At 70.7% G+C, this 24,949-nt stretch carries 10 protein-coding genes and 1 pseudogene; 7 read left to right on the top strand and 4 right to left on the bottom strand.

Features of this window, described 5'->3' with window-relative positions:
* Positions 1–338 precede the first annotated feature (338 nt).
* From ACWD0Y_RS11035 to ACWD0Y_RS11020, 4 genes and pseudogenes are all read left to right on the top strand, one after another.
* A complete protein-coding gene (locus tag ACWD0Y_RS11035; protein WP_450260071.1) occupies positions 339–1,232 on the top strand; it encodes a serine/threonine protein kinase in 894 nt (297 codons plus the stop codon).
* 3 nt (positions 1,233–1,235) lie between these two features.
* On the top strand, positions 1,236–3,476 hold the full coding sequence (locus ACWD0Y_RS11030) for a protein kinase domain-containing protein (RefSeq protein WP_450260070.1): 2,241 nt from the start codon (positions 1,236–1,238) through the stop codon (positions 3,474–3,476).
* A 120-nt stretch (positions 3,477–3,596) separates the two neighbouring features.
* Positions 3,597–5,696: a protein kinase domain-containing protein gene (locus ACWD0Y_RS11025; protein WP_450260069.1), complete on the top strand. Its 2,100-nt coding sequence runs from the start codon at positions 3,597–3,599 to the stop codon at positions 5,694–5,696.
* 171 nt (positions 5,697–5,867) lie between these two features.
* Positions 5,868–5,972, top strand: a pseudogene (locus ACWD0Y_RS11020) (IS481 family transposase); the annotation flags it as partial.
* A gap of 111 nt (positions 5,973–6,083) precedes the next feature.
* On the opposite strand, the gene drmC reads toward ACWD0Y_RS11020, so the two are convergent.
* From drmC to drmA, 3 genes are read right to left on the bottom strand one after another with little or no spacing between them, the layout of a single operon-like run.
* On the bottom strand, positions 6,084–6,863 hold the full coding sequence (gene drmC, locus ACWD0Y_RS11015; RefSeq protein WP_450260068.1) for a DISARM system phospholipase D-like protein DrmC: 780 nt from the start codon (positions 6,861–6,863) through the stop codon (positions 6,084–6,086).
* Positions 6,860–8,755 (bottom strand): DrmB family protein, encoded by a 1,896-nt coding sequence (gene drmB / locus ACWD0Y_RS11010; protein ID WP_450260067.1) that lies wholly within the window; start codon positions 8,753–8,755, stop codon positions 6,860–6,862. Before drmB ends, drmC begins: the two co-directional genes overlap by 4 nt.
* A complete protein-coding gene (drmA, locus tag ACWD0Y_RS11005; RefSeq protein ID WP_450260066.1) occupies positions 8,752–12,582 on the bottom strand; it encodes a DISARM system helicase DrmA in 3,831 nt (1,276 codons plus the stop codon). The genes drmB and drmA overlap by 4 nt, the downstream gene beginning before the upstream one ends.
* Before the next feature lie 192 nt (positions 12,583–12,774).
* Between drmA and ACWD0Y_RS11000 the strand changes: the two genes are divergently transcribed.
* Positions 12,775–14,946, top strand: a complete 2,172-nt coding sequence (locus ACWD0Y_RS11000) for a UvrD-helicase domain-containing protein (RefSeq protein ID WP_450260065.1) — start codon at positions 12,775–12,777, stop codon at positions 14,944–14,946.
* 80 nt (positions 14,947–15,026) lie between these two features.
* Here ACWD0Y_RS11000 and ACWD0Y_RS10995 read toward each other — a convergent pair whose 3' ends face one another.
* Positions 15,027–21,104: an AAA domain-containing protein gene (locus ACWD0Y_RS10995; protein WP_450260064.1), complete on the bottom strand. Its 6,078-nt coding sequence runs from the start codon at positions 21,102–21,104 to the stop codon at positions 15,027–15,029.
* 327 nt (positions 21,105–21,431) lie between these two features.
* On the opposite strand from ACWD0Y_RS10995, the gene ACWD0Y_RS10990 reads away from it, so the two are divergent.
* Together ACWD0Y_RS10990 and ACWD0Y_RS10985 are read left to right on the top strand one after the other, a co-directional pair.
* The gene (locus ACWD0Y_RS10990; RefSeq protein WP_450260063.1) at positions 21,432–22,271 is read left to right on the top strand and encodes a hypothetical protein; all 840 of its coding nucleotides are present in this window, start codon (positions 21,432–21,434) and stop codon (positions 22,269–22,271) included.
* 103 nt (positions 22,272–22,374) lie between these two features.
* Positions 22,375–24,921, top strand: coding sequence for a GmrSD restriction endonuclease domain-containing protein (locus ACWD0Y_RS10985; RefSeq protein ID WP_450260062.1), 2,547 nt, complete (start codon positions 22,375–22,377; stop codon positions 24,919–24,921).
* Positions 24,922–24,949 lie beyond the last annotated feature (28 nt).

The following is a 24,949-nucleotide window of genomic DNA, read 5'->3' as shown; positions in this document are numbered from 1 at the left end:
CGTGGCTGAATCCGTCGACAGTGCCCTGCATGCCCTGGGTGTCCCTCGGCTTCGGTCGCTCGGGTGGAAAGGCCCTGCCAGTGGCCCGGCTTCCGTACGGTCCACGGAAGCCGGGCCCGTGCAGGTGCGTGCCGTTTCCTGGTCCGTGCCGTTTCCTGGTGCGGCCGTTTCCTGGTGCGGCCGAGGACCCGCCCCGTGGTCCCGCCGGACACACCCTCCCCCGGGGAAGCCGGGCCGACCACCCTCCGGGCGGGACCGGCCGCATGAGTAGGCTCCTGATACTTCAGACCGGCCCGGGGGATCCACAGGTGGAACGAGCACACACAGAACGACCGCGCGTGGACACCCCGCGCCGGATCGGCCCGTACCACCTGATCACCCGCCTCGATCCGACCGGCCCCGGCACACCGCCCGTGCCCCAGCGCCGGTTCGTCGCGCGCAGCGCGGACGGCGACCGTACGGTACTGATCAGCTCCCCCCTCGAAACGGCCGACCCCGGACGCTTCCTCGTCGAAGCCGACGCGGCCCGCCGCCTGCTGGGCCCCTGGGTCTCCCCCGTCTCCGAACTCTCGCCCCCGTCCGCGGCCCCCTGGTACGCCTCGCCGTACCTCCCCGCGCTGCCGCTCCCGGTGGCTCTGGCAGTCCACGGCGGCCGCCTGCCCGAGCGCACCGTACGAGCTCTGGGCGCGGCCCTGGCCGAAACGCTCGCGGGCGCACACGCCACGGGCATCACCCATGCCGGCCTGTCCCCCGCGGCCGTGCTCCTCGCCGGGGACGGCCCGCGCCTGACCTGTTTCGGCGCGGCCCGCGCGGCGGCCCCGGACGGCGACCGGCGCACCGGTCTCCCGGGCCTGGAGCCGGGCAGCCTGGCCCCGGAACAGGCATCGGGCGGCCGCCCGCGCCCGCCGGGCGACCTCTACGCACTGGGCGCGGTCCTGGCGTACGCCGCGACGGGACACACGGTCCCGGACCGTACCGAACTCCCCGAATCCCTGCGCTCCTTGATCGCGCACTGCCTGACGCGCGACCCGGCGGAACGCCCCACCGCCGCCGAGGTCCTGCACTCCCTCTCCCCGCCCTCGTCCGCCCCCGCCCCGACGGTGCCCGGCTCCGCCGCGTCGCTCCTCACACCCGGCTGGCTGCCGGGCCGGGTGGTGGCGGCGGTGGCCCACCAGTCCGCGAAAGTGCTCGCCGCCGAACTCCGCATCCCACTGCCCCCCAGGACGTCCTGACCGATGCTGTCCCCCCTCACCCACGACGACCCCGCCCGGATCGCCGGATACCGCCTGACGGCCCGCCTGGGCAGCGGCGGCATGGGCACGGTCTACCTGGCCCGCTCCGCCGGCGGCCGCACGGTCGCGCTGAAGACGATGCACGCCGGCATCGCGTCGGACCCGGCCTCCCGCACCCGCTTCCGCCTGGAGACAGACGCGGCCCGCATCATCGGCGGCCACCACGGAGCGACGGTCGTCGACGCCGACCCGCTCGCCGAAACCCCGTGGCTGGCCACCGAGTACGTCCTGGGCCCGCCCCTCGACGACGCGGTCACCCTCTGCGGCCCCCTGCCCGAGCCCTCGGTCCGCGCGCTGGGCGCGGCCCTGGCCGGGGCCCTGTCGCAACTCCACGCCTCGGACGTCGTCCACCGCGACCTGAAGCCGTCCAATGTGATGGTCACGGCCTACGGCCCCAAAATCATCGACTTCGGCATCGCCCAGGCGGCCGGCGACGAACGCCTCACGCGTACGGGAGCGGCGACGGGCACCCCCGCCTTCATGTCCCCGGAACAGGCCACGGGCCAGGAACACACCCCGGCGGGCGACGTGTTCGCCCTCGCGGGCGTGCTGGCCTTCGCCGCCACGGGCCGCGGCCCCTTCGGCACCGGCCAGGCCGCGGACCTGCTCTACCGCGTCCGGTACGCGGAGCCGGACCTGGCGGACGTACCGCCCCCGCTCCTCCCCCTGCTCGTCCGCTGCCTCTCCAAGGACCCCGCCCAGCGCCCCACCACGGCCCAGCTCGCCGCCGGACTCCACGACGGCCACGGCGAGTTCGCGGACCACCTGCCGGACCTCCTGCTCGCGGACATCGCGCGCAGGGCGACGGAGGTCTGGCAGTACCAGCCCTACCGGCTCCCCGCACCGGAGGGGACCACCCGGGTCCCGGCCTCCGGCGCCCCGGCCCTCACCCGCCGCAGACTCCTGACGGTGGGCGGGAGTTCGGTCCTCGGCGTCGCGGCGGCGGGGGCGGGCGCGTGGGCGTGGCTCGGCCCGAAGGACCCGGGAGGCAGGACGGGGGGCGGGCCGGGACCGGCCAGGAGCAGTACCTCCGCCTCCCCCACCACCTCGGAGAAGCCGCTGAGCGACTACCTCTGGCAGGTCCAGGTCCCCCCGGTGGACGACCTCACCCTCCGCGTCTACCCGGCGGCCGATCCCTTCCCGGTCGTCCTGGGCGACCACGTCCTGCTGACGATCGGCACGGGGCTGGCCGCCGTCGACCCCAAGACCGGGAAGGGCGCCTGGACGAGCGGCGACGTCGAGGACGCGTGGCGCGTCACCACGGACGGCAAGCAGATCTTCCGCATCCCCGACCACGAGTTCTTCGGCGTCGAGGGACAGGTCAAACCCCTGGTCGTCGACTCGGTCGACGCGGCCACCGGCAAGACGGCCAGGCCCCGGCAGACCTTCCCGGACTTCAACGTCCTGCACAAGGAGGGCCAGTTGGTCTGCTGCGCCGACGGCATGCTGTATCTGGTCGGCGGCACGGGCGGGTACGAGCGCGGTGGCTACCAGGACGGCCAGTCCTGGTACCTGGTGGCCGTCGACATGCGGTCGGGCGCCGAGCGCTGGCGCCGCCCCCTCCCGCCCCGCAAGGAGGAGACCGACAGCCCGCACTTCCTCGCGGGCCGGGTCGTCGGCAGCCGGCTGGTGCTCCTCCAGGAGACGGCCGCCGGGAAGGTGCGGCTCGCGGTGCACGACTCCCGTACCGGAGGGCCCCTGTGGTCCGCCCCCGCGACCGACGCCGAGCCCGACCTGGTCCGGAACCTGCTGACCGTGGACGACCGGCACGTCTATCTGGGCTTCGGCCCGCTGCGCGCCCTGCGTCTGGCCGACGGCAAGGAGGCCTGGACCCTCGCCAGGAGCCGCCCGGACGCCTCCTTCGGGCCGCCGTCCCTCAAGGACGGTGTGGTGTACGCCGTGCAGGACGGGCGGGGACTCGTCGCCGTCGGTGCGGCCGACGGGCGGGTGCGCTGGGAGGAGAAGGGCGGGGAGGGCGCGCGGGCGGACCTCACCGACCCCCCGGTAGCGGGCAGGAAGTACGTGTACAGCAAGGGGCCTTCGGGCCTCCGGCGGATCGACGTCTCCACGCATACGACGACCGCCACCTACAAGACCTCCGGGACCCGCTTCATCGCCCATGAGCGCGCCCGGGTCGTCTTCGCCCTCGGTGGCCCGCTGATCTCGGCGTACCCCCTGGAGTAGCCGGCCCGTGCCCCCGGGAGCGGCCGGCCCGTGGCGGCCCCGGCAGCAGGCCGCCCCTCGTCACATCCGACACCTTCGTCACGTCCGTCACGTCCGACAAGCCCCCTGGAAAGCGCAGCCATGAAGCCCCTCAGTACCGGTGACCCGATCCGCCTCGGCCCGTACCGCCTCCTCGGCGTACTCGGCGAAGGCGGCATGGGCAAGGTCTACCTGGGACAGGACCGCACCGGACGCCCCGCCGCCGTGAAGGTGCTGCGCCCCGAACTCGCCCACGACCAGCACCTCGCGCAGCGGTTCGTACGCGAGGCCGAGATGGCGAAGGCCGTCACCAGCAGAGGCGTGGCGCGGGTGCTGGGCGCGCAGACGGAGGGCGGGCGCCCGTGGATCGCCACCGAGTTCCTGGCCGGTCCGACGCTCGACGAGGCCATCGGCGCGTACGGCCCGATGGACGGCCCGACGGTACGCGCCCTGGCCGACGCGCTCTCCCGTACGCTCTACGACATCCACACCGCCGGTCTGATCCACCGCGACCTCAAGCCCCCGAACATCGTGCTGACGTCGTCGGGCCCGCGCATCATCGACTTCGGCATCGCCCGCCCCCAGCACGGCCTGACCCTCACCACCACCGGCCAGACCCCCGTCACGCCCGGCTACGGCGCCCCGGAACAGGTCCTCGGCCGACGCGTCGGCCCGGCCGCCGACGTCTTCTCGCTCGGCGCCGTCCTCGTGTACGCGGCGAGCGGCCGCCGCGCCTTCGACGCAACCCATGTGGCGGCCGTGCAGTACGAAGTCGTCCACGGAGAACCGGACTTGAGCCAGGTCCCCGCGGAACTCCGGCCCCTGATCGGCCCCTGCCTGGCGAAGGACGCGGACCTGCGCCCGACCCCCGGACAGATAGCGGCGGCTTTCACTCCGCCGAAGGGCGCGGACCGTGTCTGGCGGAGCGGCCCGCTGGCGGCCGGCATCAAGACGCGCGAGACGGATGTCCAGCGCGCGACCACCACGGTCGACGGGCCCCGCCCGGTCTCCCGCCGCCGCGCGCTGACCACTCTCGCGGCGGGCGGCACGGTCCTCGTGGCGGGTGGCGGCGCGGGGGCGTGGTGGTGGCTGCGGGACAGCTCCGAAGCGGGCACCGGCACCGACGGCAAGGAGTCGTCGGACCCCTTCGACATCCCTCCGGCCGTGCGGGTCGAGGAGGCGGAGCCGCTCGACCCGGACAAGGGCGAGTACATCGTCGGCGAAGCCCCGAAGCCCCTGTGGGGCCCCCTGCCGGTCGTCGCGGCGGACACACCCGCGCCCCTGCCCGTGGGCGACGTGGTCGTCATCGGGGCGAAGGCGGGCGGAGTGGCGGCCTTCGACATGGTCACCGGCAAGCAGCGCTGGCGGGCCCCGGCCGCCGTCCCGTCGGGCCGCTGCCTCTCCCTGTCCGACCGCCTCGTCGCCCTGGTCGACGCCAAGGGCACGCTACGGACGTACGTACCCTCCACCGGCGCCCCCAAGTGGACCGCCCCCGCCGAGGCGCGCACGCTCCTGGCGGAGGACGACGAGGCGGTGTACGTCGCCACCCGGGACGGCCGTCTGCGCTGCGTCGGCCGCTCCGACGCGAAGATCCGCTGGACGGTCCCGGTCACCGTGAACCTCCGTACGAAGGTGCACCCGCTGGGCATCGCGGCCGCCGGCCGCCTGGTCCTCTGCACGGCCGAGGGCGATGTCCTCGCCGTCGACACCACCGACGGCAGCAAGGTCTGGGACCGTCCCGAGCAGTCGGACGAGGTCCTGCGCCCCGCGCACCAGGACGGCGTCGTCTACCTGGGCGGCCGGACGCTGGCCGCGCTGGACATCGGCGACGGGAAGGAACGGTGGTCGGTCCCCGCCGGCGAGGACTATCTCGGCACCCCTCAGCCCTGGCGCAGCCCGACGGCCTACCCCGGCATGCTCTTCGCCGCCCATGACAACTGGCCCAAGCGCCTGGACCCGGGGACGGGCAAGGACGTCTGGAGAATGGGCAGCGGCAACGGCCCCCTGCGGACCCAGGGCTCCGGCGTCTGGACCGTCGACACGGACGAGCTCTCGCCGCAGGTGAGCGGCCTCGACCTGGCGACGGGCTACCCCCGCATGGTGTACAAGGAGGGCGAGGGAAGCCGCTGGGGCCTCGCGGTCGGCGGCAACCGCGTCTTCTTCCACGACTCGCACTCCCTGACGGCCCTGCCGGTGTTCTGAGCCGCCCGGCCGGCCGCCGCACCTGACCAGGGAAGCTCAGCCGGACCTGACGGTTCGGGTTGTCCTTGGAGGTTGGTGACAGCGATCACTAGCGTGTGGTCTTGAAATGGGCGAGGGCCTTCTGGCTCGGTGTGGATTGCGAGATCTGCACTGGCGACCAGAAAGGCCCTCATGCCTCGCCGTAACGCACCGCTGACCGAGACCGGCCGTCTGCGCTCGGCCCGTTGCGTGGTGGAGGACAACTGGCCCCTACGGCGGGCAGCCGAACGCTTCAGGTCTCCGCGGGCACACCGCGCTCAAAGACCGACCACCCGCCAGCCGCGCCCCAGCCTCTCAGGGCAATACACCTAGGGGGCCTTCGCGCAGGCCGCGAACACGGTTCCGTGGTCAGCCAGGAGCTCGGCGTGGCGGGAAAGGTCTGAGTATGCCGAGGCGCTGCAATTCGACGATGTGTTCTGCCGTACGACGCGGTGCTTCACCGCCGGTCACCAGCACACCCGCCTCGATGTTGCTCCGAGCAGCAGACTCGGTCAGGTTGGCGCTGCCGAGCAAGAGGGTGCGACGGTCGGCGACCGCCAGCTTGGCGTGCTGGCGCGAACGGCCTTGTTCGGCCGGGCCCCGCGCCCAGACCCACAGCAGCAGGCCGGGCACGGACGCGAACGCTTCGGCCGGTTCCCTTCCCGAAAGCAGGCCACCTGCGCCGGCCAGGGTTTCGACCACGATGTGCGTCTTGACGCCCCTGTCCGCAGCCTCTGTCAGGGCCTTTGTCAGGGCGGGATACGGACGAGCCGCGTACGTCATTGCCAGCAGTTCGTGCTGCGCCTCGTTGATGACCTCGACCAGCACCTGGGCTGTGGCACGCACCGGTACGCCCGGTGTCGAAGGGCCGCTCCATACGGTGCGTACCCGGACCGTATCCCTGGCCTGCCGTAGGGCAGCGACATAACCACGCACATAGGCAGCAGCCTCGGAGACAGGCACCGACTCCGACTCCATGGCGTCGTGCAACGCTGCGACAGCCTCGCTGACTCCAGGTGACGCCAGTTCGGTCAGTATCCTTTCCCTGGTGCGTCCCTGGGCGAGCAGGCCGGCAAGGTCCTTGCTGCGTGAGAGACCGAGGGCCGCGATGACGGCCTCGGCAGCTTCTTCGAACGCGGGTCGGCTCACGGCAGCAGACCGACGGGTGTCAGCACCGGCTCCTTGTCCCCGGTCAGCGGAACGAGGAATCGACGGTCCAGGAACCGGTTTCCGCGTTCGCATGTGGTCTCCGACACGAACAGACAGACATGGCACGCGGCTCCGTGGAGGAAGTCGGCCGGGTCCTGCGGCAGGCGCTCGGCGCAGAGCGGGTCGGCCGAGCAGTGGCGAGCACCGGTCAGGGCCCGGCGCACGATCCGGTCGAACTCCCGCTCCTCGGCCAGGGACACCAGACCACCCAAGGTGCCCTCGGAGTCCGGGACGGCGGTGTAGATGAGGATGCCCGTCCTCGGATTCTGTTCGTTCCCCGCGTAGATCCGCTCGGCAAGCGAGGCGGAGTTGTAGCCGCACTCCAGGGCGATGGTGCGGATCAGCAGGTGGGAGAGGGTGTGCAGGGCGATGTACCGCGCTCCGGGCCAGCCGTAGTAGGGGTCGAAGTCACTGGTCTTGCGGTCCGACTTCCGATTGGCGCGGAACCGTGCGTACGCCTGTCTGTGCGCCTCCATCTGCGGCGACTTCTCCATACGTGCGGTCCACTCGGCCATCAGACCGTCCCGTACGCGCAGGAAGACACCCTCGCCGCGCACCTCACTGGCGGGTACCCAGTTCCGGGTCCCGCGGGACAGGTCGACGCGCGTGGCGATCTCCGGTGATTCGGGGTCGGGCGCGTCGAGCCTGGTGAACCCGATCAGTGCCCGTGCCTCACGCAGCCGCTCGACCTGCCTGATGTCGGCGAAGAACTCGTTCAGACGGGCCGGCACAGGCATCTGCCGGAGTGCGAAATCGTCGCTGGGGATGGGAACGGCACCGGATAGCGCTTCCCATTCGGGTTCGAAGAGGTCGGCCTGGACATCGGGGGCGGAGGGGGCCGGTCCGGTGGCTCCCTGCTTGCGTGCCGTGATCGCCGCGACCACTGCGTCGGCGTCGAAGTCCTTGAGGAAGGCGAACTTGGGCATGCGCGCCATGAAGTCGAACTGCCCCCGGTCCTCGATCAGTTCGAGATCGGGCCAGTGGTCGTCCAGGAGCTTGCCGATGTCTCCGCCCTGTGCCTTGGGTAGTGCGAGGGCGCTGAGGGTGAGCGGGAACCACTGGTTGGACGCACCCGCCACCATCAGGATCGGCTCCTGGGCGCAGCCGTTCGTCTCGTAGATACCGAGATGCGGATGCCGTCCACGGCACCGGGGCAGATTGCGTCGGCCTCGTTCGCCCATGGCTTCCCGGATGTTGCGCTTCACGCCGCAGGCGACGCATTCGATGGTGACGTTGGCGGCCTGGTTCCCGCCATGGTCCTTCATCCGGAGCTTCGGGCGCGGTGTCCTGCCGCAGGCCTGCCCTCGGTGCACGTATGTGGTGTAGGGGAACTCGTCGAGATGGCCGGCGGTGCACACAAGGGTGAAACGGGCCGCAACGGCCAGCGGCTTGCCCCGCTTGCAGTCGTGGACGAACTTCGCCTCGTGCGGTGTCCGTGGATTGGCGTTGACGAAGGCGAACTCGCCCGAGTCGATCGCGGCCAGCACATTGCACGCCGTGCAGCGCAGCCACTGCGGGAACGGCGTGACAGGCACTCCAACCCCTTGTGCCGCCCAGCCCTTCGGGTCCGTGTCGGCGCCCTCCAGCCAGGGCGCGGCACGCAACTGCTCGACCTGGCCGCGTCCATAGCGCTGGAGCGACCGGTTGACGGCGGCGCGCAGCCGAGGTTCGTCGATGTCGTAGTCGGTGACACCGGAGTGGCTCCAGGAGTCGATTCCCCGGATCAGGACGGAGAAGTTGGGCAGGTCGACGAGAGCGCCGACCCCGGCGGTGAACATGAGGTGGCTGGGCCGTACGGCGCCGACCCTGCGGTTGCTGCCCTGGCTGCTCATCGTTGTGCCTTCCTGACCGTGCCGGCCGTGACGGGCCCGTACTCGTCGCTGTCCACGGTGCTCGCGGTGTCCGCGTCGGTGTCGGATTCGGTCCCGGAGGCGCCGAACGTCCAGTCGGGTCCGTCGCCCGAGGGTTCTTCCAGGAAGGCGCCGCCGCCGGGGAGGAGCAGGTTGATCTCGTTCTCCGTCTCTCGCATCGACATGCCGACGGTCAGCTCGGTCCACCGGGATCCGTCCGCCCGCCGCAGCAGGCCGTTCACGACGGTCGTCTTGTGCTTTTCCTTACGGTAGGCGAGGGCCGAACTGCTCTCGTCGCGCTTGCGTCGCCATTCGTCCTTGAGCCGGTCCAGCCGTTCGCCGAGGTATTCGCGGGCCCGGTCGCCTCCCACTCGTTCCGCGCGGTCGAGGAGCCGCCGTTCGACGTCCTGGGCGAGCGGTCCGTCGAGATTGACGTGGTGGGCGTCGAGGTTGCGGGAGGATTCGTAGGTCGCGTGGCGCAGCGCGGCGACATAGGTGGCGGCGACACCGCGATCGAGCGCACGGCGCGTGTACGGGGTGACGGACAGAGCTTCCACCTGGCGGTAGAACGTCGCGTGATAGTGCTCGAAGTCCTCGTAGTGGGCGAGGTCGCGGGGGCGTGACCAGTTGTAGAGGGTCACCACCAGGCCCGGGCGGGCGGCGTCGCGGCCGACCCGCGAAGACGCCTGAATGTATTCGGCGGTGTTCTTGGGCTGGCCCACGACGAGCATCAGGCCGAAGCGGGAGACGTCGACACCGACCTGCAGCATGGAGGTGGCCAGGACGACGTCGACGGCCTGTCGCACGGTCGGTGTCATGGACGCGCGGGGTTCACGCTTGTCTTTCATGGCGGCGGCGTACTCACGCAGGAAGGCCCGCCTGCGCTCCGAGGTGTCCCGCTCGGGGTCGAACTCGATCTCCAGCCGCTTCAGGGCCGCACCGATGTCCGACGAGGAGATGCGTGAGGTCAGTTCCTGGATGCTGAGCATTCCCGCTCTGCTGACAATACGGTCCGACAGCGTGTCCTGGCCTTTGCGGCTGCCGTTGGATCGCACCCGGGTGGTGATGTCGTCGTCCATGTACCGCCGCATGCCGGCGAGTTCGCGGGTCGCATTGAAGTAGCCGACGAGGGTCATGTACGGGTCCGCCGGCCTGCCGTGGTCGTCGAAGAGCTGCTGCGCCGCGAGCAGCAGGATCTCCGCGACACGGATCTCGGCGGCCTTGAGACGGGTGCCGTGCGCACAGACACCGAGGTAGCGGCGGCCGGGATTCTCCCGGCTCAGTTCCACCTGCCGGGAGAAGAAGGTGTCGCCGACGTCCAGCACCTGGGGAGGGAAGACGGCGACCTTGCGGCCGAAGACACCGCGCACCTGGTCGGCGGCCCGCTTGGTGGTCGCGGTGGAGGCGACGATCTTGGGGCCAACTTCGTGACGTCCTCCGTGCACGTCGGTGAAGCTCCACGTGCACAACTGGTCGACAGCCGCCTCGAAGAGGCCCACGGTGGTGCCGAGCGCTCCGGAGATCAGGTGAAGCTCGTCCTGGATGATCAGGTCCGGAGGCCGCAGGCGGGTGACGGGCTGGGCGGTGACACCCGGCAGGTCGCCCCTGGCGTTGTGGCGGCCACCGCAACCGGTCTTGGCGTCCAGGTCGTCATGGCGGTAGCCGTGGCGTGGGCACAGCTCGGTGACCCTGCCGAACAGGAGGCCGGAGTAGCCGTTCCAGGGGAGCTGGGCGAACTTGTCGACCGTCGCGATCAGCAGCGAGGGTGCCAGCCGGTAGATCTCCTCGTCGACGGTGAGCACGGGGATGCCCTCACCGAGCGCTTCACGACGGGAGAAGGGACAGCGGTCCTCCCCCTCGCCGCGAGGACAGTACAGCAGGACTCTGCGGCGGCCTTCGTCGTACTCCATGTTCGAGCGGGCGGTCAGCCCGCTGCCGCACCAGGGGCAGGTGAGGACTTGCAGGACCCGGGCGTGTTTGTCGCTGGCGTTCTCCTTGGCTTCGGCGATCTGTTCCTTGGCCTCGTCGAACCAGTTCGGTGAGACGGAGGTACCCACCCAGAGCCCGATCCGGAAGGGGGTGGGGCCCCAGCGCCGGTCCCGCGCGAACTCCTCGCGGCGCAGGACTTCGCAGGCACTCACCAGGGCGGCGGCGCGCTGGAACTGCTGAGCGGTCAGCAGCCGCAGGGTGTAGCGCATGAGAACGCCCACGCCCGCCTCACCGCTTCGGGCTTCCGTACCCGAGCCCATGGTGCCCTGGAGGCGCCTCAGTGCGAAGGTGTAGGCGGCGAGCCCGAGATATGCCTCGGTCTTGCCACCACCGGTCGGGAAGAACAGCAGATCGACGAGGGCTTCACGGCCGGTACCACGGTGCGGGTGTCCGGGCTGGGTGAGGGAGTCGATGTTCAGCAGGACGAAGGCGAGCTGGAAGGGACGCCAGATGGCTGCTGCCTTGCCCTTGCCATGTACCTCGTCGTAGGCCTCCCGATAGGACCGGGACTCGTTCTCGCGGCCGGCGCGGGCGACCGCGATGGCCGTGTTGCGACGCTGCAGGGCCATGGCCCGGTTGGCGAACCGGAAAGCCTGCAGGGCCATCTCGTCGGCCACGAGCCGGTCTATGCCGAGGGTGATGCGGTCACAGACATCGAGCGCCTGCTCGATCGCGGTCTCGGCTGCTTCTCGCAGGTCCTCGGGGAGTGAGACGGCACTGCGGCGCTGCTGCTCCAGCCACGCACCGTACCCGTCGGCCAACGGGGCGAGAGCGGCGCTGAGTTCGGCCCGGCGGTTGGGCACGGCGAGCGCCGCCAGCTCGTCCATGCCCAGCTCCAGCCCCTGGAGGAGGTCCTGATCCTCGAGTGCCGGCGCGGTGGTCGCCCTGACATCGTACTCGGGAAGCCAGACGGTGGTCAGGCGGTGCGCGTTGCGCTCTCTGTCGCGGACGTGCGCGTGAACGGCGACGTTGCGGCCTTTGGCGTGGCTGAGGCTGTCCCGATAGAGCAGGCGCAGTCGCCGCTCCTCGGCGTCCTCGGGCGCGTTGTCGTGGCTCGCCGGATCGAGGGGGTCGTCGACCGGCAGGAAGACGGCCGCCTGGTCGTCGGGAAAGGCGGTGACGTCGATCTCGGTCTGGAAGAGCCAGTGCGCGTCGCGTGCGTCCGCGCTGTCCGGCTGCCGGTTCACCAGGGCCAGCTCCACTATGCGCAGGTCTTCGGCGCCCGTGCGGCCGGTGTGCCGGCGCACCTGCACGTCGAGGACGACGGTGCCGCCGTCGAGTTGGACCGTACGGTCGGCCCCGTCGGTCACGTCGATGTCCACCAGACGCTCGACCGGCTCACGTGACCAGACCCTGCGCGTCGTCCCCCGCCCGGTGGCCTCGTCCGACTGGCTGTAGCGGCCCCAGCGGACGGTGGCGCTGAGCGTACCGACGGAGGCCGGAGCGGTGAAGGACAGTCCCATGGAGGATGCCCAGATGTGTCCGGCGGCCTGAGGGCTCAGCCGGTCCTGCAGGTCGCTGTCGTCACCTTCCTGCTCGTCACCCGACTCCCCGTCCGCGCCCTGGGCGGCCGCTCGGGCGATCCGGTCCGTGGTGACGGCCTGGGGACGCGGGCCGAGCATGCCGACCAGGTACCGGTCACGGGGACCGGAGGAGGCGCTCGGCAGCGTTTCCGTCTCACCGTCCCAGGGGCCCAGCAGATCCCGGCGGATGTAGTGCACGAGTGCGTCGCGCACCGCGTAGGAGTCCCCGGTGCGGAAAGTCTGGGGAACTTCGTCGAGCGGATGCGGAACAGCGGCCTGGGCAGGCTGGGCCGGCATGCGGTGGGTCCTTTCGGACAGGGCCGTTGGAGCACGGATGTGCACCGGTGGTGTGACAGCACGAGAAATATAGACTCGTTGACTCAGTTCACACAACGAATACGGGGGGTCCGTCGCTCGTCATCCTGTCAGTCTCTAGGCTGGTGCCCGCCCACCATGCGCCCACCACCCGTCCGCGACCCGAGGACTCCCATGCCCCGTCTCGCCCTCTCCGACGACTTCGTCGCGGATCTGATCTCCCTGCAGAGACCTGTCCAAAAGGAAGTCAACGACACGATCCAGATGTTCCGGAGCCTGACCGTGCCTCAGCTCCACGCCAGCAAGGGAATCCATCTGGAGAAGCTCGAGCGGGCGCGCGACCCCCGGATCCGTACGATCCGAGTCACCAGGTTCTACCGGGGCGTTCTCCTCGCCCCGGACGACGGCAGCGAGTTGTTCACTCTCCTCCGGGTGGCACCCCACGACGAGGCGATCAACTGGGCCTGCAAACGTGCCTATTCGGTCAACGGTGCCACCGGAGGCCTGGAGGTTCGCAATGTCGAGGCACTCGAGCAGATGGAGACCTACTTCGAGACGAAGGCGGTCCAGACCCCGGCCCGGCTCTTCGCGCACCACTCCGACACCGTGCTGCGTGACCTCGGCATCGACGAGCAGGTCCTGCGACTGGCGCGCGTGTGCGTCACCGCCGACGATCTGACGGTCATGGCGCCCCCCATGATGCCTGCTGATCAGTACGAGGTATTGGAGTACCTGGCGGCCGACTGCTCGCCCCAGGACGTCTGGGAGCAGCTGATCGCCCCACGCGGGCAGACGGTGCGCACGGCGGAGGACCGGCCGGCCGTCACGCTCAGCGAGGCGATCCTCAACACGCCCAACCGCATCGTGGAGGTCACCGGCCCCGATGAGCTGGAGCGGATCCTCACCGAGGACTTCGTTCGCTGGCGCGTCTTCCTGCACCCCGCCCAGCGCCGGCACGCCTACCACCCGGGCTTCAACGGACCGGCTCAGGTGACGGGCGGCCCTGGCACCGGCAAGACGGTCGTCGCCCTGCACCGGGTACGCCACCTGCTGCGCACCGGAGGCGGAGGCGACCGAATCCTGCTCACCACCTTCACCAACGCCATGGCGGCCGCCCTGCGGGACAGTCTGGCCCTCCTGCTCGGGGATGCCGACGCCCATCTGCTCGACCGTGTCGACGTCACGACGGTGGACTCGCTGGCCGCCAGGGTCATCCGGGAAACCAGGGGCAGCTCGCCGAAACCGCTGTCGGCGGCAGCGGAGAAGAGCGCGTGGACCCGTGCCGCCGCACGCGAGGACCTTCCCTGGTCGGAGCGCTTCCTGTCCCAGGAGTTCCGCAACGTCGTACTGGCTCAGGGGCTGCGGACGCCTGAGGAGTACCTGAGATGTGTGCGCAGGGGGCGTGGTACCCAGGTGGGGCGGGTGCAACGGGCCCGGCTGTGGCGGGTCATGGAGCGGTTCACGGGGGATCTGGCCTCGCGCGACTCCGCGACGTACACCATGGTGTGCGACCAGGCCGCCCGGATTCTGGCCGAGCAGGAGCCGAGCTACCGTCACGTTGTGGTGGACGAGGCACAGGACCTGCACCCGGCCCAGTGGCGGGTGCTACGAGCCTGCGTCGCCGAGCAGGCCGACGACCTGTTCCTCGTCGGCGATCCCCATCAGCGCATCTACGACTCCCGGGTCTCGCTGCGGTCCCTGGGCGTCAACGTGCGCGGACGAACGTCCCGGCTGCGCCTCAACTACCGCAGCACGGAGGAGATTCTGCGCTGGTCCGCCTCCCTCCTGGATGGCCAGCCGGTGGGCCGACTCGGTGAGGACGACGAGGCCGACGGCGGCCAGGACTCGCTGCGGGGCTACCGTTCCGAGCTGCACGGCCGCGTTCCGGTGGCTCGCGGCCATGGCAACCAGGACGACGAACTGCGCGCGCTGGTGGAGCAGATCCGCACGTGGGTCGACCAGGACGGTGTGAAGCCGTCCGAAGTGGCGGTATGCGCCCGGTTCAACACACTGGTCGACGCGGTCATCGCCCGCCTGCGCCGGGAGGGCGTTCCCGCCGTCGCGGTCAAGGACGACCCGGGGCCGACGGTGTCGGGTGTGCGCGTGGCGACGATGCACGCCATGAAGGGGCTGGAGTTCCGTTGTGTGGCCGTCGTCGGCGTGACGTCCAAAGTGCTGCCGTTCGCTCCGCAGGTGACGCCGGCCGACGAGGACGCAGTGCAGCACCGTTCGGATCTTCTGGCCGAGCACTGTCTGCTCTTCGTGGCCTGTACTCGGGCGCGCGACGCGCTGGCGATCTCCTGGAGCGGCGAGCGGAGCCGCATGCTGGACCCGGTCACCGGCTGAGCCGCACCGGGCCCTGTCCCGCGGACTGAAGGGTGGGTCCGCGGGACAGGGCCCATTTTCTCAAGGCGCCGTGGCCGCGGTCAGACGCGGATCTCCCGCACCACGACCGTACGCGTCTTGCCCTGGGACGCGTCGTACGAGATCTCGCGTCCTGTCGGCTGCCACGTCAGCGCGTGGCCGAGAGGAGAAGACGGAGAGACGATGTCCGCCTCCTCGGTGGGCAGTTCGGCAATCGTGTACAGGGTGTCCTCGTCCACCTGACCGTCGAACTCCAGGCGAAGCAGCGCACCCGGGATCACGACGTCGGGGACAGCCCCTTCCCGTCCAACGCTGACGGCGTCGAGGAAGGTTCGCAGGAAGGCGAGGCGCCTGGTGCGCCGGTCGCGCTGCTCGGCCTGGGTCTTCCTGAGGAAGACGAGCTGGGCCGCTTCCGCTCCTTCGGGGGTCTCAGGAGGAGCGTCGACTGCCGCCTGCAACTGCTGCGCCTCGCGCACCAGCCGCTGGAAGGCCGGGGCGGGGATCTCCCGCACCGGCGCAGCACTCGGCGCGGTCGGGGCGGCCTTGGCCGACGGCGTCGAGCCCGCGGGCGGTACGACGCGCCCCACCGATCGGGCCGGGCCCGTCGGCCGTACGGCACGCGCTGCATCAGGCACCATCGCCCCAGCCGTGCGTGTGGGAGCGGCCCCGCTGTCAGCGGTCGAGGCACGCGACCGCGTTGGAGCAGGCGTCGCCCCTCGGGGCTGATCACGAAGGGACTCGCGCGGGTCCGTGGCCCTGGACTCGGGTACCGCTCCGAGAGGGAACGCCGTTCCGGTCGGCGCTTGCGCCCGCGCCGTGTCCCGGCTCCCCGCCTCATGGCCCGATGCGCCCTGCGGCTCGGACACCACGTCGTCACCGGCCGCGTGACCCACGCCGGCAAGGCGACCGGCCTCGGCCACGTGCTCCGCCTCGGCCGCGTCACCGTCAGTCGCCGCGTCACCGCGGGCCGCTGTCTCTCCGCCGGTCGCGGCGCCGGCGGCGGCACCGGAGTGCTCCGGCTCCCGCACGACCGGTTCGATTCCCAGCCGCTTCAGCTCGGACCACAGCGGGGCCAGCGCCTGCTCGCGGTCGAGGTGGAAGCGACTGCCCCGGATCCGGACGAACGTCCAGTCGACGCGTTCCAGGTCGCGCTGTCTGGCGGCCGCGGTGGAGGCGTCCTCCCCCTCGGCGAAGGTGTCACCGTCGCAGGCGACCGCCAGCCGCCGCGTCCCTCCCTCCACGACCAGGTCGATCGTGTGGCGGCCCACCATGTATCCCGGACGGACCCGGTGACCCCGTGCCGTCAGTTCCAGGTACACCTGCTGCTGGAACAGGCTGTCGAACGCCTCGTGCCGGACGTCGGGCAGGACCTCACCCTCGACCGCGACGACGTCCTCCTCCGCGGGACGGGTGAGCTGGTCCAGCCACCGCCGGCGCAGATCGTTCTCGTGGAACTGTTCGACCCGCGCGCTGTGGAACACCCACACCTGATCCTGGGCACGTGAGGCCGCCACGTTGATGCGCTGCTCGTAGGTCTTGCCGTTGAAACCGCCCGGGACCGCTCCGGCAGCCGTGGTCGCGGAGTTGACGAACGAGATGAACATGATGTGCCGCTCGTCGCCCTGGAAGTCCTCGGCGTCCCCGACCCGGATGCGCCTCTCCTCGCGCTGCTCGTAGTCGAGGCGCTCGGCGAGCAGGTTCTCCAGTTCCGCCAGGTGCCCCTTGCTCGCGCGGAGGCTGATGACGCCCATGGTCTTCCCGTCGTAGGCGGGGTCGGCACAACAGCGCACGATCGCGTCGACAAGGGCCTCGGCCTCGGCGACGTTGGTCAGCCGGGTATTGGTACCGACGGCTTCGCCGTTCTCGACGTACACCGTGCGGACCGGGGGCAGCCGGTCCGCGCCGTACTGCCTCAGGGGCAGCAGATCACGGTTGTAGCAGAGGTCGTTGGAGAAGGAGATGATCTCCGGCATGCACCGGAAGTGCTCCTTGAGCATGAGCGTGCCGCGGCCCGCCGAGAGCGCTTCCGTGAGGTCGAAGAAGCTGGACTCGGGGCCGAACAGGCTGCGGACGTCCGGTTCCAGCGCGGTGAGCAGTCGATCCCTGAGGTGGAAGTACTCGTCCTGCTTGAGGCCGACGTTGGACGGACTGACCTGCTTGCTGTCGCCGACGACGACCATCCGGTCGGCGAGCCAGCTCAGCAGCATGGCCTCCAGACCGGACTGGCTGGCCTCGTCGACGATGACGACGTCGAACAGACCCGGCCGGTCCATGGGTACGGTCTCGGCGACCTGGTGCAGAGGCATGATCCAGGCTGGCACCGCCGTCTGCGCCTTGCGCAGGGCGGCCTGTGCGTCGCGCCGATAGCGGTGCTGGTACTTGCCCTTGATGCGGCGTGCGGCCTGCTGGTAGGCGCTGAGTGCCCGGGACTGGTCGCCGGTGAGCAGGCCGAGGCAGCGGTGCCAGGCGCGGGCGGCGGCGAGCCGCGCGAGCATGATGCGGGCCTCGTCGTCAGCCTCCGTCAGCCGTCGGCGCAGGGTTCGCTCGGCCTCTGGGTCGGTCAGCCCCTCCATGCGGTCGCGCCAAGCGGACCAGGCCCAGGCCTCGGCGAGCGAGGGCAGCCGGGCGTCCCAGGCGCTGTCCTCGTGTGTGGCGGTGATCCGCTCGGCGAGGGCCGGGAACGCCTCGCGGACACGAGCGCGGGCCGTGTCCTGTTCGGCCCGCAGCCGGGCCGCCTCGCGCACCTCGGCCATCTCGTCGCTGAACGCGCGGTAGCCGTCGGGGTCACGGTCGCGGACCGTGCCGAGTGCGCGCACGACGGCCGGCGACACACCGGCCCGGTCGCCCCAAGCGCGCAGCAGCTCCTCGGTGTCCGCGATGACCTTGCGCGACTGTTCGGCCGCGCGCAGGGTGGTCGACGCACGCAGCAGGGTGCGTACGGCGTTCTCGACGGACGGGTCGTGCCAGGTGGCGACCGCGAGTGCCGGTGAGGTGGCCGCGGCGGTCAGGACGTCAGTGCGGGCGCCTACGACGGCGAGCAGTGCGTCCAGCACCTCCGCGTCCTGCCGCAGCCGAGCGAGGCGCGGTCCGTGTCCCTGCCAGGCGGCGACGGGCGTGCCCCACTCGGACTCCACCTGGGCCAGGCGCAGTTCGAGCTGGACGCGGGCGAGGACGACGGCCGACGTCGGGACGTCCTCCGGCGCCCGGCCGTCGACCCGTACGTTCTCCACGAACGCGCCGGCCGTCTTCGCCAGCTTGGAGCGCATGCCGAGGGGGCCGCGCAGCTTCTGTCCCTGACCGAGACCGTCGTGCAGTGCGGTGACCTGCGCGAGCGCCGTGGCCGGGCCGTACTGCTCCAGGCCGCTGACCATGGCCGTGCCCAGGATGGCGAGCGAGCTGTCGACGGCCGCCAGGGTCTCGGTGACGGCGGCCCGCCGGCTGCGTGCCTGCCAGTCCTGCCCCTCGGTCACCTGCCTCAGGAGCGCTGCGGCCCAGTCACCGGCCGCGGCGGCGAGAGCCGCGGCGCGGGCACGGGTGGTGGAGAAGGCGTCGAGCGCCGAGGACAGCCTCTGCTGTTCCCCCTCGCCGAGGCTCCTCACGGCCGTGTCGTACTGCGCGCACAACGGGTCCTGGCGCGCGGCCGTGTGTGCTTCCTCGGCCGACCGTACGATGCGCACGGCCTCCTCGAAGTCGCCGGGGCCCGGCAGTTCGGAGGGGCCGGGCACCTCGGCCGCAAGCGCCTGGTGGTGCGGGGTGTACGCACGGGTGGTGTGCAGCAGGCGCAGGACTTCGTCGGCGCTCAGGGCGGGTTGTTCCTGCGGGACCGGGCCCAGCCAGTCGTACCGTTCCGCCTCTGCGGTGAGGCGTTCGGCGATCTCCTGCAGGCTGCCGGAGTAGTCGCCGATCTCCGCCTCGAAGCGGTGGGTCTCCTGTTCGCGCAGTACGGCGAGGTCGCGCAGCATGGCCTGCTGAGCGGCACGGGCCTGGGCGAGGCGCGCCTGGAGGGTACGGATCCCCTTGCTGGATGCCTTCTCGTCGTAGCCCGCGTACTCACCGAGGATCCGCTGCACGGACGCCTCCAGCTCCCGCTGGGCGGCTGCGCCGTCCTCGGTGCGGCTCACGCACAGGTCGCGCACCGACTCCGGCAGCTTGTCCCGCAGCACGCGCAGGGCGCGCGGCGTGTGGCTGGTGATGAGGACTCGCTTGCCCTGGGCGAGCAGGTCGGTGACCAGGTTGGCGATGGTGTGCGTCTTGCCGGTGCCGGGCGGTCCCTGGACCACGACGAGCCGGTTGGCGCGCAGGCGTTCGGCGATCGTGCGCTGCTCCTCGTTGGCGGGCAGCGCGAAGTACATCTCGTCGCCGCCTCGCGGCGTTCCGTCGTCCTCCGCCACCGCGAGGTCCGCCGCGGTCAGCGCGCCGTCCCGGCCCGCGATGTAGCCGAGCAGTGCGGTGGGCGGCGTACCTGCGTCGACCTGCCGCGCGATGGCCTTGAGAGCGTCCATGGTGGAGCGGCGGCTGCGCTCACGCAGGACGAGTGCGGGGGTGAGTCCCACCTGCGGGATGTCGAGGCTGCGCGGCTTGGCTCGCTCGACGGCCGGCGCATAACTTCCGGCGCTGTGGGCGGCGTTGACCCAGCTGCGCAGGGCGGTGTGTACGGCGTCGAGGTGTTCGGGGTCGGTCACGTCGGAGGCGCCTTCCAGCACCTCGACGATCGTCTCGCGTACGGCGCCCGGCACGTGCTGGGCCCCTTCGAGCATGCCTTCTTCGAGTTCCAGGCCCGCGCCGGTGGGGTCGGGTGCGGCGGTGAGCGTGCCGGTGGACGGGTCGAGCTGAATGGTGGCTCGGTGCGTGATGAGGTGCCGTTCCACCCGCTGCCCGGCGGTCGTCTGCCAGGTGAGCCGGCCCAGCCCCAGCACGAGTTCGTACGCCTCACCGAGTCCCGCGGCGTCCTCGTGCATCTTGTGCAGCCGGTCGTACAGCCTGACCACGGGGTCGATCGCGCGGCGCCGTTCCGCCCAGGCGAGCCATTCCTGCTCCCAGGCGGCGTACAGCTTCTCGATCTTCTCGCGCTGGGGGTGTTCGTCCAGCTCGTGGTAGGTCTTGTCGAGCGGGATGCCCCGCGACCAGTCGGGGAACTCGGGTTCGATATGCCGGCGCAGGTGCGGGGCGCGAGGCTCCTTGAAGTCACGGATACGGGTCTCGTCCACCCAGGGCGCGAGCAGAGCCTTGGGGTGTGGCGCGTCCTCGCGTTCGGGGCGGGCGACGGTCAGCCAGGCCGGGTCGTCCCCCGCGAGAGCGCCGTCGATCATCACCTCGACGCCGTCGTCGCCCGGCAACTCGTCGAACCACACGGTGCCGGCCGCCCCGTCGAGCGTGCGCACGGGGCGGGTCTTCGACTCCTCGGCCTCTGCGAGGAACCGGAAGATCTGGCGGACGCGAGCGGCATCCAGATCACCGGCGGAGACCTCCGGGACCAGTGACCGGGCGGCCTGACGCCCGGGGCCGGTCGGCTGTGCCGGGACGACGTCGAGTGCGGCCGGCGCGGTCGCCCGCCGTCCACCCGCGACCGCGTGCCCGGCCCCGGTCACGGGCTCCGGGGCCTCGTCCGGCTCCGCGAACAGCGACTGCTGCCGCTCACCGAACAGTACGGACTGGTCGAACGCCACCGGCATGGGGCGCTCGCCGACCACCGCAGCTGCGGCCGGCGCCGTGCTGAACGTGACGCTCCCCCGGTCGCGCGCCGGGAAACGGACCTCGATGTCCAGGTCACCGGCGGTGCCGGCCGGAATGCTGTAGGCCCACGTGACGGAGACCCTGCGCCCCGTACGCAGGGTGCCCTCGAGCTCGTCGTCGAGCACGTCACTACGGTAGTCCTGCACCTGACGGCCCGTCTTGCCGTACGGCCCTCCCCGCACCAACAGGGTGACACCGCCGACGTCGAACGGCCCCCCGGTACCGTTGCTCAGGTACAGGGTGCAGCGCACCAGGTCGTCACCCTGCCGGTACCCGTGACTGTCGTCGGCGTCTGCCAGCAGGTAAGGCACGACGTCATCCACCCGCACATACAGGCCGTCGTCGTACTGGTAGACAGAACCGACCGGCCGCGGACCTTCACTCAGCCCGCGCTCTTCCTGACTCACACGCCCACCCCACCACTGCTCCTGAGGGCCATCCGGTGGCCCGTCCGGTCATCCAGCCCCGACCACCACGAGCCCGATCACAGAGCGCCCCCCGACGCACGAACTCGCATGTGAACTGAGCACACATGGCGAGCGTACCAGCAACCCGGACACGCATCCCCCCATGACTCCCACCCGCGCAGATCACCCTCAGCGGGTGGCCATGGACGGCACCGACCGACTTGGACAGCGCCTTCGAGTCCGACACTCTTCCGGCATAGCCGTTGACTTAGTTCACAAGTAACGACAGGCTGTCACGGACGACACCTCAGGGAAGGGCAAAGTGCCATGCACATGCAAGTGGTCGACGTGTCACCCCAATTGGCGGCGCAGTGGCTCACCCGCAACACCAGCAACCGGCCGCTCAGCAAGAGCACAGTGCAGCAGTTGGCCGGTCAGATCCAGCGCGGAGAATGGCAGCTGACGCACCAGGGCATCGCCTTCGACGAGGATGACGTTCTCATCGACGGACAGCACCGCCTGGCCGCCATCGTCAAGGCCGGAGTCACCGTGCCGCTGACCGTCACGCACGGTGTGCCGCGCACCGCGTTCACCGTGATGGACACGGGCCGTAAGCGCACCGGCCGGGACGCGCTGGCCCTCGCGGGCGAGACCAACGCGACCCACCTGGCGGCAGCCCTGCGCGGACTGCACCTGTACCGCAATGCCCCCAACTCCGCTTGGAGCGGCGGATCGTCGGTCACGAGCAACGACCAGCTCCTGAACCTGCTCGGTGAACACCCCGGTGTCCGCGACGCCCTGCACCACGGCATCGCGCTGAACCGGGGGTGCCGTATCACCGTCACGGCCGCGACGATCGGCTGGTACGTCACCAGCGAGGCACGGCCCGATATCGACCAGTCATCCTGGGAGGCGGGGGTCGTCACCGGTGCCCGCCTTGAGCCGGGCGACCCGCGTCTGACGCTGCGCAACACCATGCTCAACCTGGCCCTGGGCAACGCGCACCGACGCCGCGACGACTCACGCGAGCATCTGCTCTACTACCTCAAGGCGTGGAACGCGTGGGTCGAGGGCCGCACCATCAAGCTGCTGCGCCGCTCCCCCAACGAGACGATGCCGCGCATCTCCAGCCGTTCGTCCTTGACATCGGCGGACAGCGACGCCTGAGAAGGCATAGATTCATCGGGCAATTGCCCCGACCCGCGAGGCATCGGATGCGTACGGGCTTGGCCTGTGCACCCGTCAGGGACGCCGTAGGGAAAGGAGGCGCATGCGCGCCCAGGAGATCACCTTCCTGAAGCTCGTCCAAGGGGACAAGCAGTTCCAGGTGCCGCTCTATCAGCGCACGTACAGCTGGGGCAGGGAACAGCTTCAGCGGCTGTGGGAGGACGTCGGGGAACTCGTCGACCAGCACCTGACCGGCGAGCCGGCCGCGCCGCACTTCCTCGGCTCCGTGGTGCTCGCACCAGGTCAGATCCAGGCGGGCGGAGTGCAGAGATGGCTGGTGGTGGACGGACAGCAGCGGTTGACCACGCTGATGCTGGCGTTCACCGCGCTGCGCGACCACCTGAAGGAAACGGGTGACGCGCGCGGGGTGGACCGGGTGCACCGCCAGATACTGGTCAACGAGTTTCACGAGGGCGCGGACCACTACCGGTTGCTGCCCACGCAGGCGGACCGGGACGCGTACACCGCCTGTGTCCAGTCCCGGGCGGACGCCGGTGGCGGCGACAACATCGGGGCTGCCTACCGGTTCTTCCGCGGTGCGCTCACCGGAGGTCACGAGGCGGGCGACGCGCAGTGGACCGCCACGGTCGAGACGGCGCTCAAGGACCTGCTCTCGATCGTGGAGATCACCGCCGAGCCGGGCGACAACGTGTACCGGATCTTCGAGTCGATCAACAACACGGGTGTCGGACTCAGTCAGAGTGACCTGTTGCGCAACTACGTGTTCATGCTGCTGCCCAAGCGAGGCGAGCGGATCTACCAGGAACTGTGGCTGCCCATGCAGCAGAGCCTCGGCCCGAAGAACCTCGAACTCCTGGTCTGGCTCGACCTGGTGGTACGCGGCCACTACAAGACCAAGCAGAGTGAGATCTACCGCGAGCAGCAGAAACGGCTCCAGCCGTTGGCCGGCGACGAGGGCGCGCTACAGCACGAGATCGAGCAACTCGCCGAGCGGGCTGGGCGATTCCTGCGGATCATCGAACCCACGCGTGAGCGGTCCCCCGCCCTTCGGGCGGTCCTCGAGCGTCTGGCCGCCTGGGGTGGCCAGACGCACTACCCGCTCACCCTGCACCTGCTGGACCTTCTCGACGCCGGCAGGACGACGCCGGACGACGCCGCCCGGGCGCTGCACTACGTCGAGTCCTATCTGGTACGACGCCTGATCTGCCAGACGCCGACCACCAACCTCAACCGTATCTTCATGGAAGCGCCGAAGGAGCTCGAGACCGACCGACCGGCCGCCGAGGCGGTGAGGCGGTTCCTGTCCGGCCGACGGCGGCGTTGGCCGAGCGACGAAGAACTGCGCGAGGCGGTCCGCACCAAGCCGTTCTACTGGTCCGGGCGCCCTCCCCAGCGCAGCTATATCCTGCGCCGCCTGGAGGAGAGCTACGCCGCCTCCGAGCCCGTGGACTTCGCCAAGGCGTCCCTCAGTGTGGAGCACGTCCTGCCACAACGCCCCGCTCCAGCGTGGTTCGAGCTGCTCGCCGAGGAAACGGAGCCGAACCAGACTCCGCAGGAACTGCACGACCTGCTGGTGCACACGCTCGGGAACCTGACGCTGACCGGTGACAACTCCAAACTTTCCAATCACCCCTTCGAACGCAAGCAACAGATCCTCGACTCCAGTGCCCTGCGTATGAACCTCGAGATCTCCTCGGCACAGCGCTGGGGCAAAGCACAGATCCTGGAACGTGCCGACCGTCTGGCCGACCGCGCCGTGGAACTGTGGCCCGGTCCGATCGGAGGCGTCAAGCCGACCGGTGAGGAATCGCCGGGCTGGGTCGAGCTGCGGGCCGCTCTGGTGGCGATGCCGAGCGGCACCTGGACGACGTACGGCGACGTCGCGGAGCTGATCGGCAGCCACCCGGTGCCCGTCGGGGCCTACCTGGGTGCCAATACGAGCGTCCTCGGTGCCTACCGGGTGCTCACCGTGGAGGGCAGGGTCTCCCCCTCGTTCCGCTGGGCGGACGGCAGTGACCGGCCGCCGCCGCAGGAGCTGCTGGCGAGCGAAGGAGTGCGCTTCGACTCTCTCGGGCGGGCCCATCCTTCCCAGCGCCTGTCCGCCGCCGAGCTTGCCACCCTGCTGGGCAGGGACGTGACGCAGCCCGCCGCGCACGACCCGCTCCCCGAGGGGGAGGACGCGGCGGCGGCCGAGCGGTTCCGTGCGCAGTTGCGGGAGAACTGGCCTGCCGCGTACGCCGGAGTCGTGGCGGCCCTCGACTTCTGGCGCCGCCAGGGCGGCCACGTGACGTACGGCCGGTACGAGGAGACGAGCTGCTTCCCTACGCTGGACCTCGGGACCAGCCGTCGGCCGCACCTGATGTGGCCGGTCGGCATCTACCCCGTCAGCGGAACGGTCGAGGTGGTCTTCCAGTACCTGAAGACCCGCAGCCCCTTCGACGACACGGAGCAGCGCCGGGAGCTCCTGAACCGCCTGAACAAGATCGACGGCATCGACCTGCCCGAGGCGAAGCTGGAGCTGCGTCCGTCCTTCCCGGTCAGGGTCTTCGCGGAGCACGGTGACGAGATCTGCGAGGTGCTGGACTGGTTCGTGGGGGTGGCGGCGCTGGATCTGGCGCGGCGGGGCTGAATGCGTGTCGGGATTTCTCGAAGGAGGC

The sequence above is a fragment of the Streptomyces altiplanensis genome (genome assembly GCF_053591575.1).
Note: the sequence above shows the minus strand (reverse complement) of the source record. Positions and strands in the feature narration are given on the sequence as shown.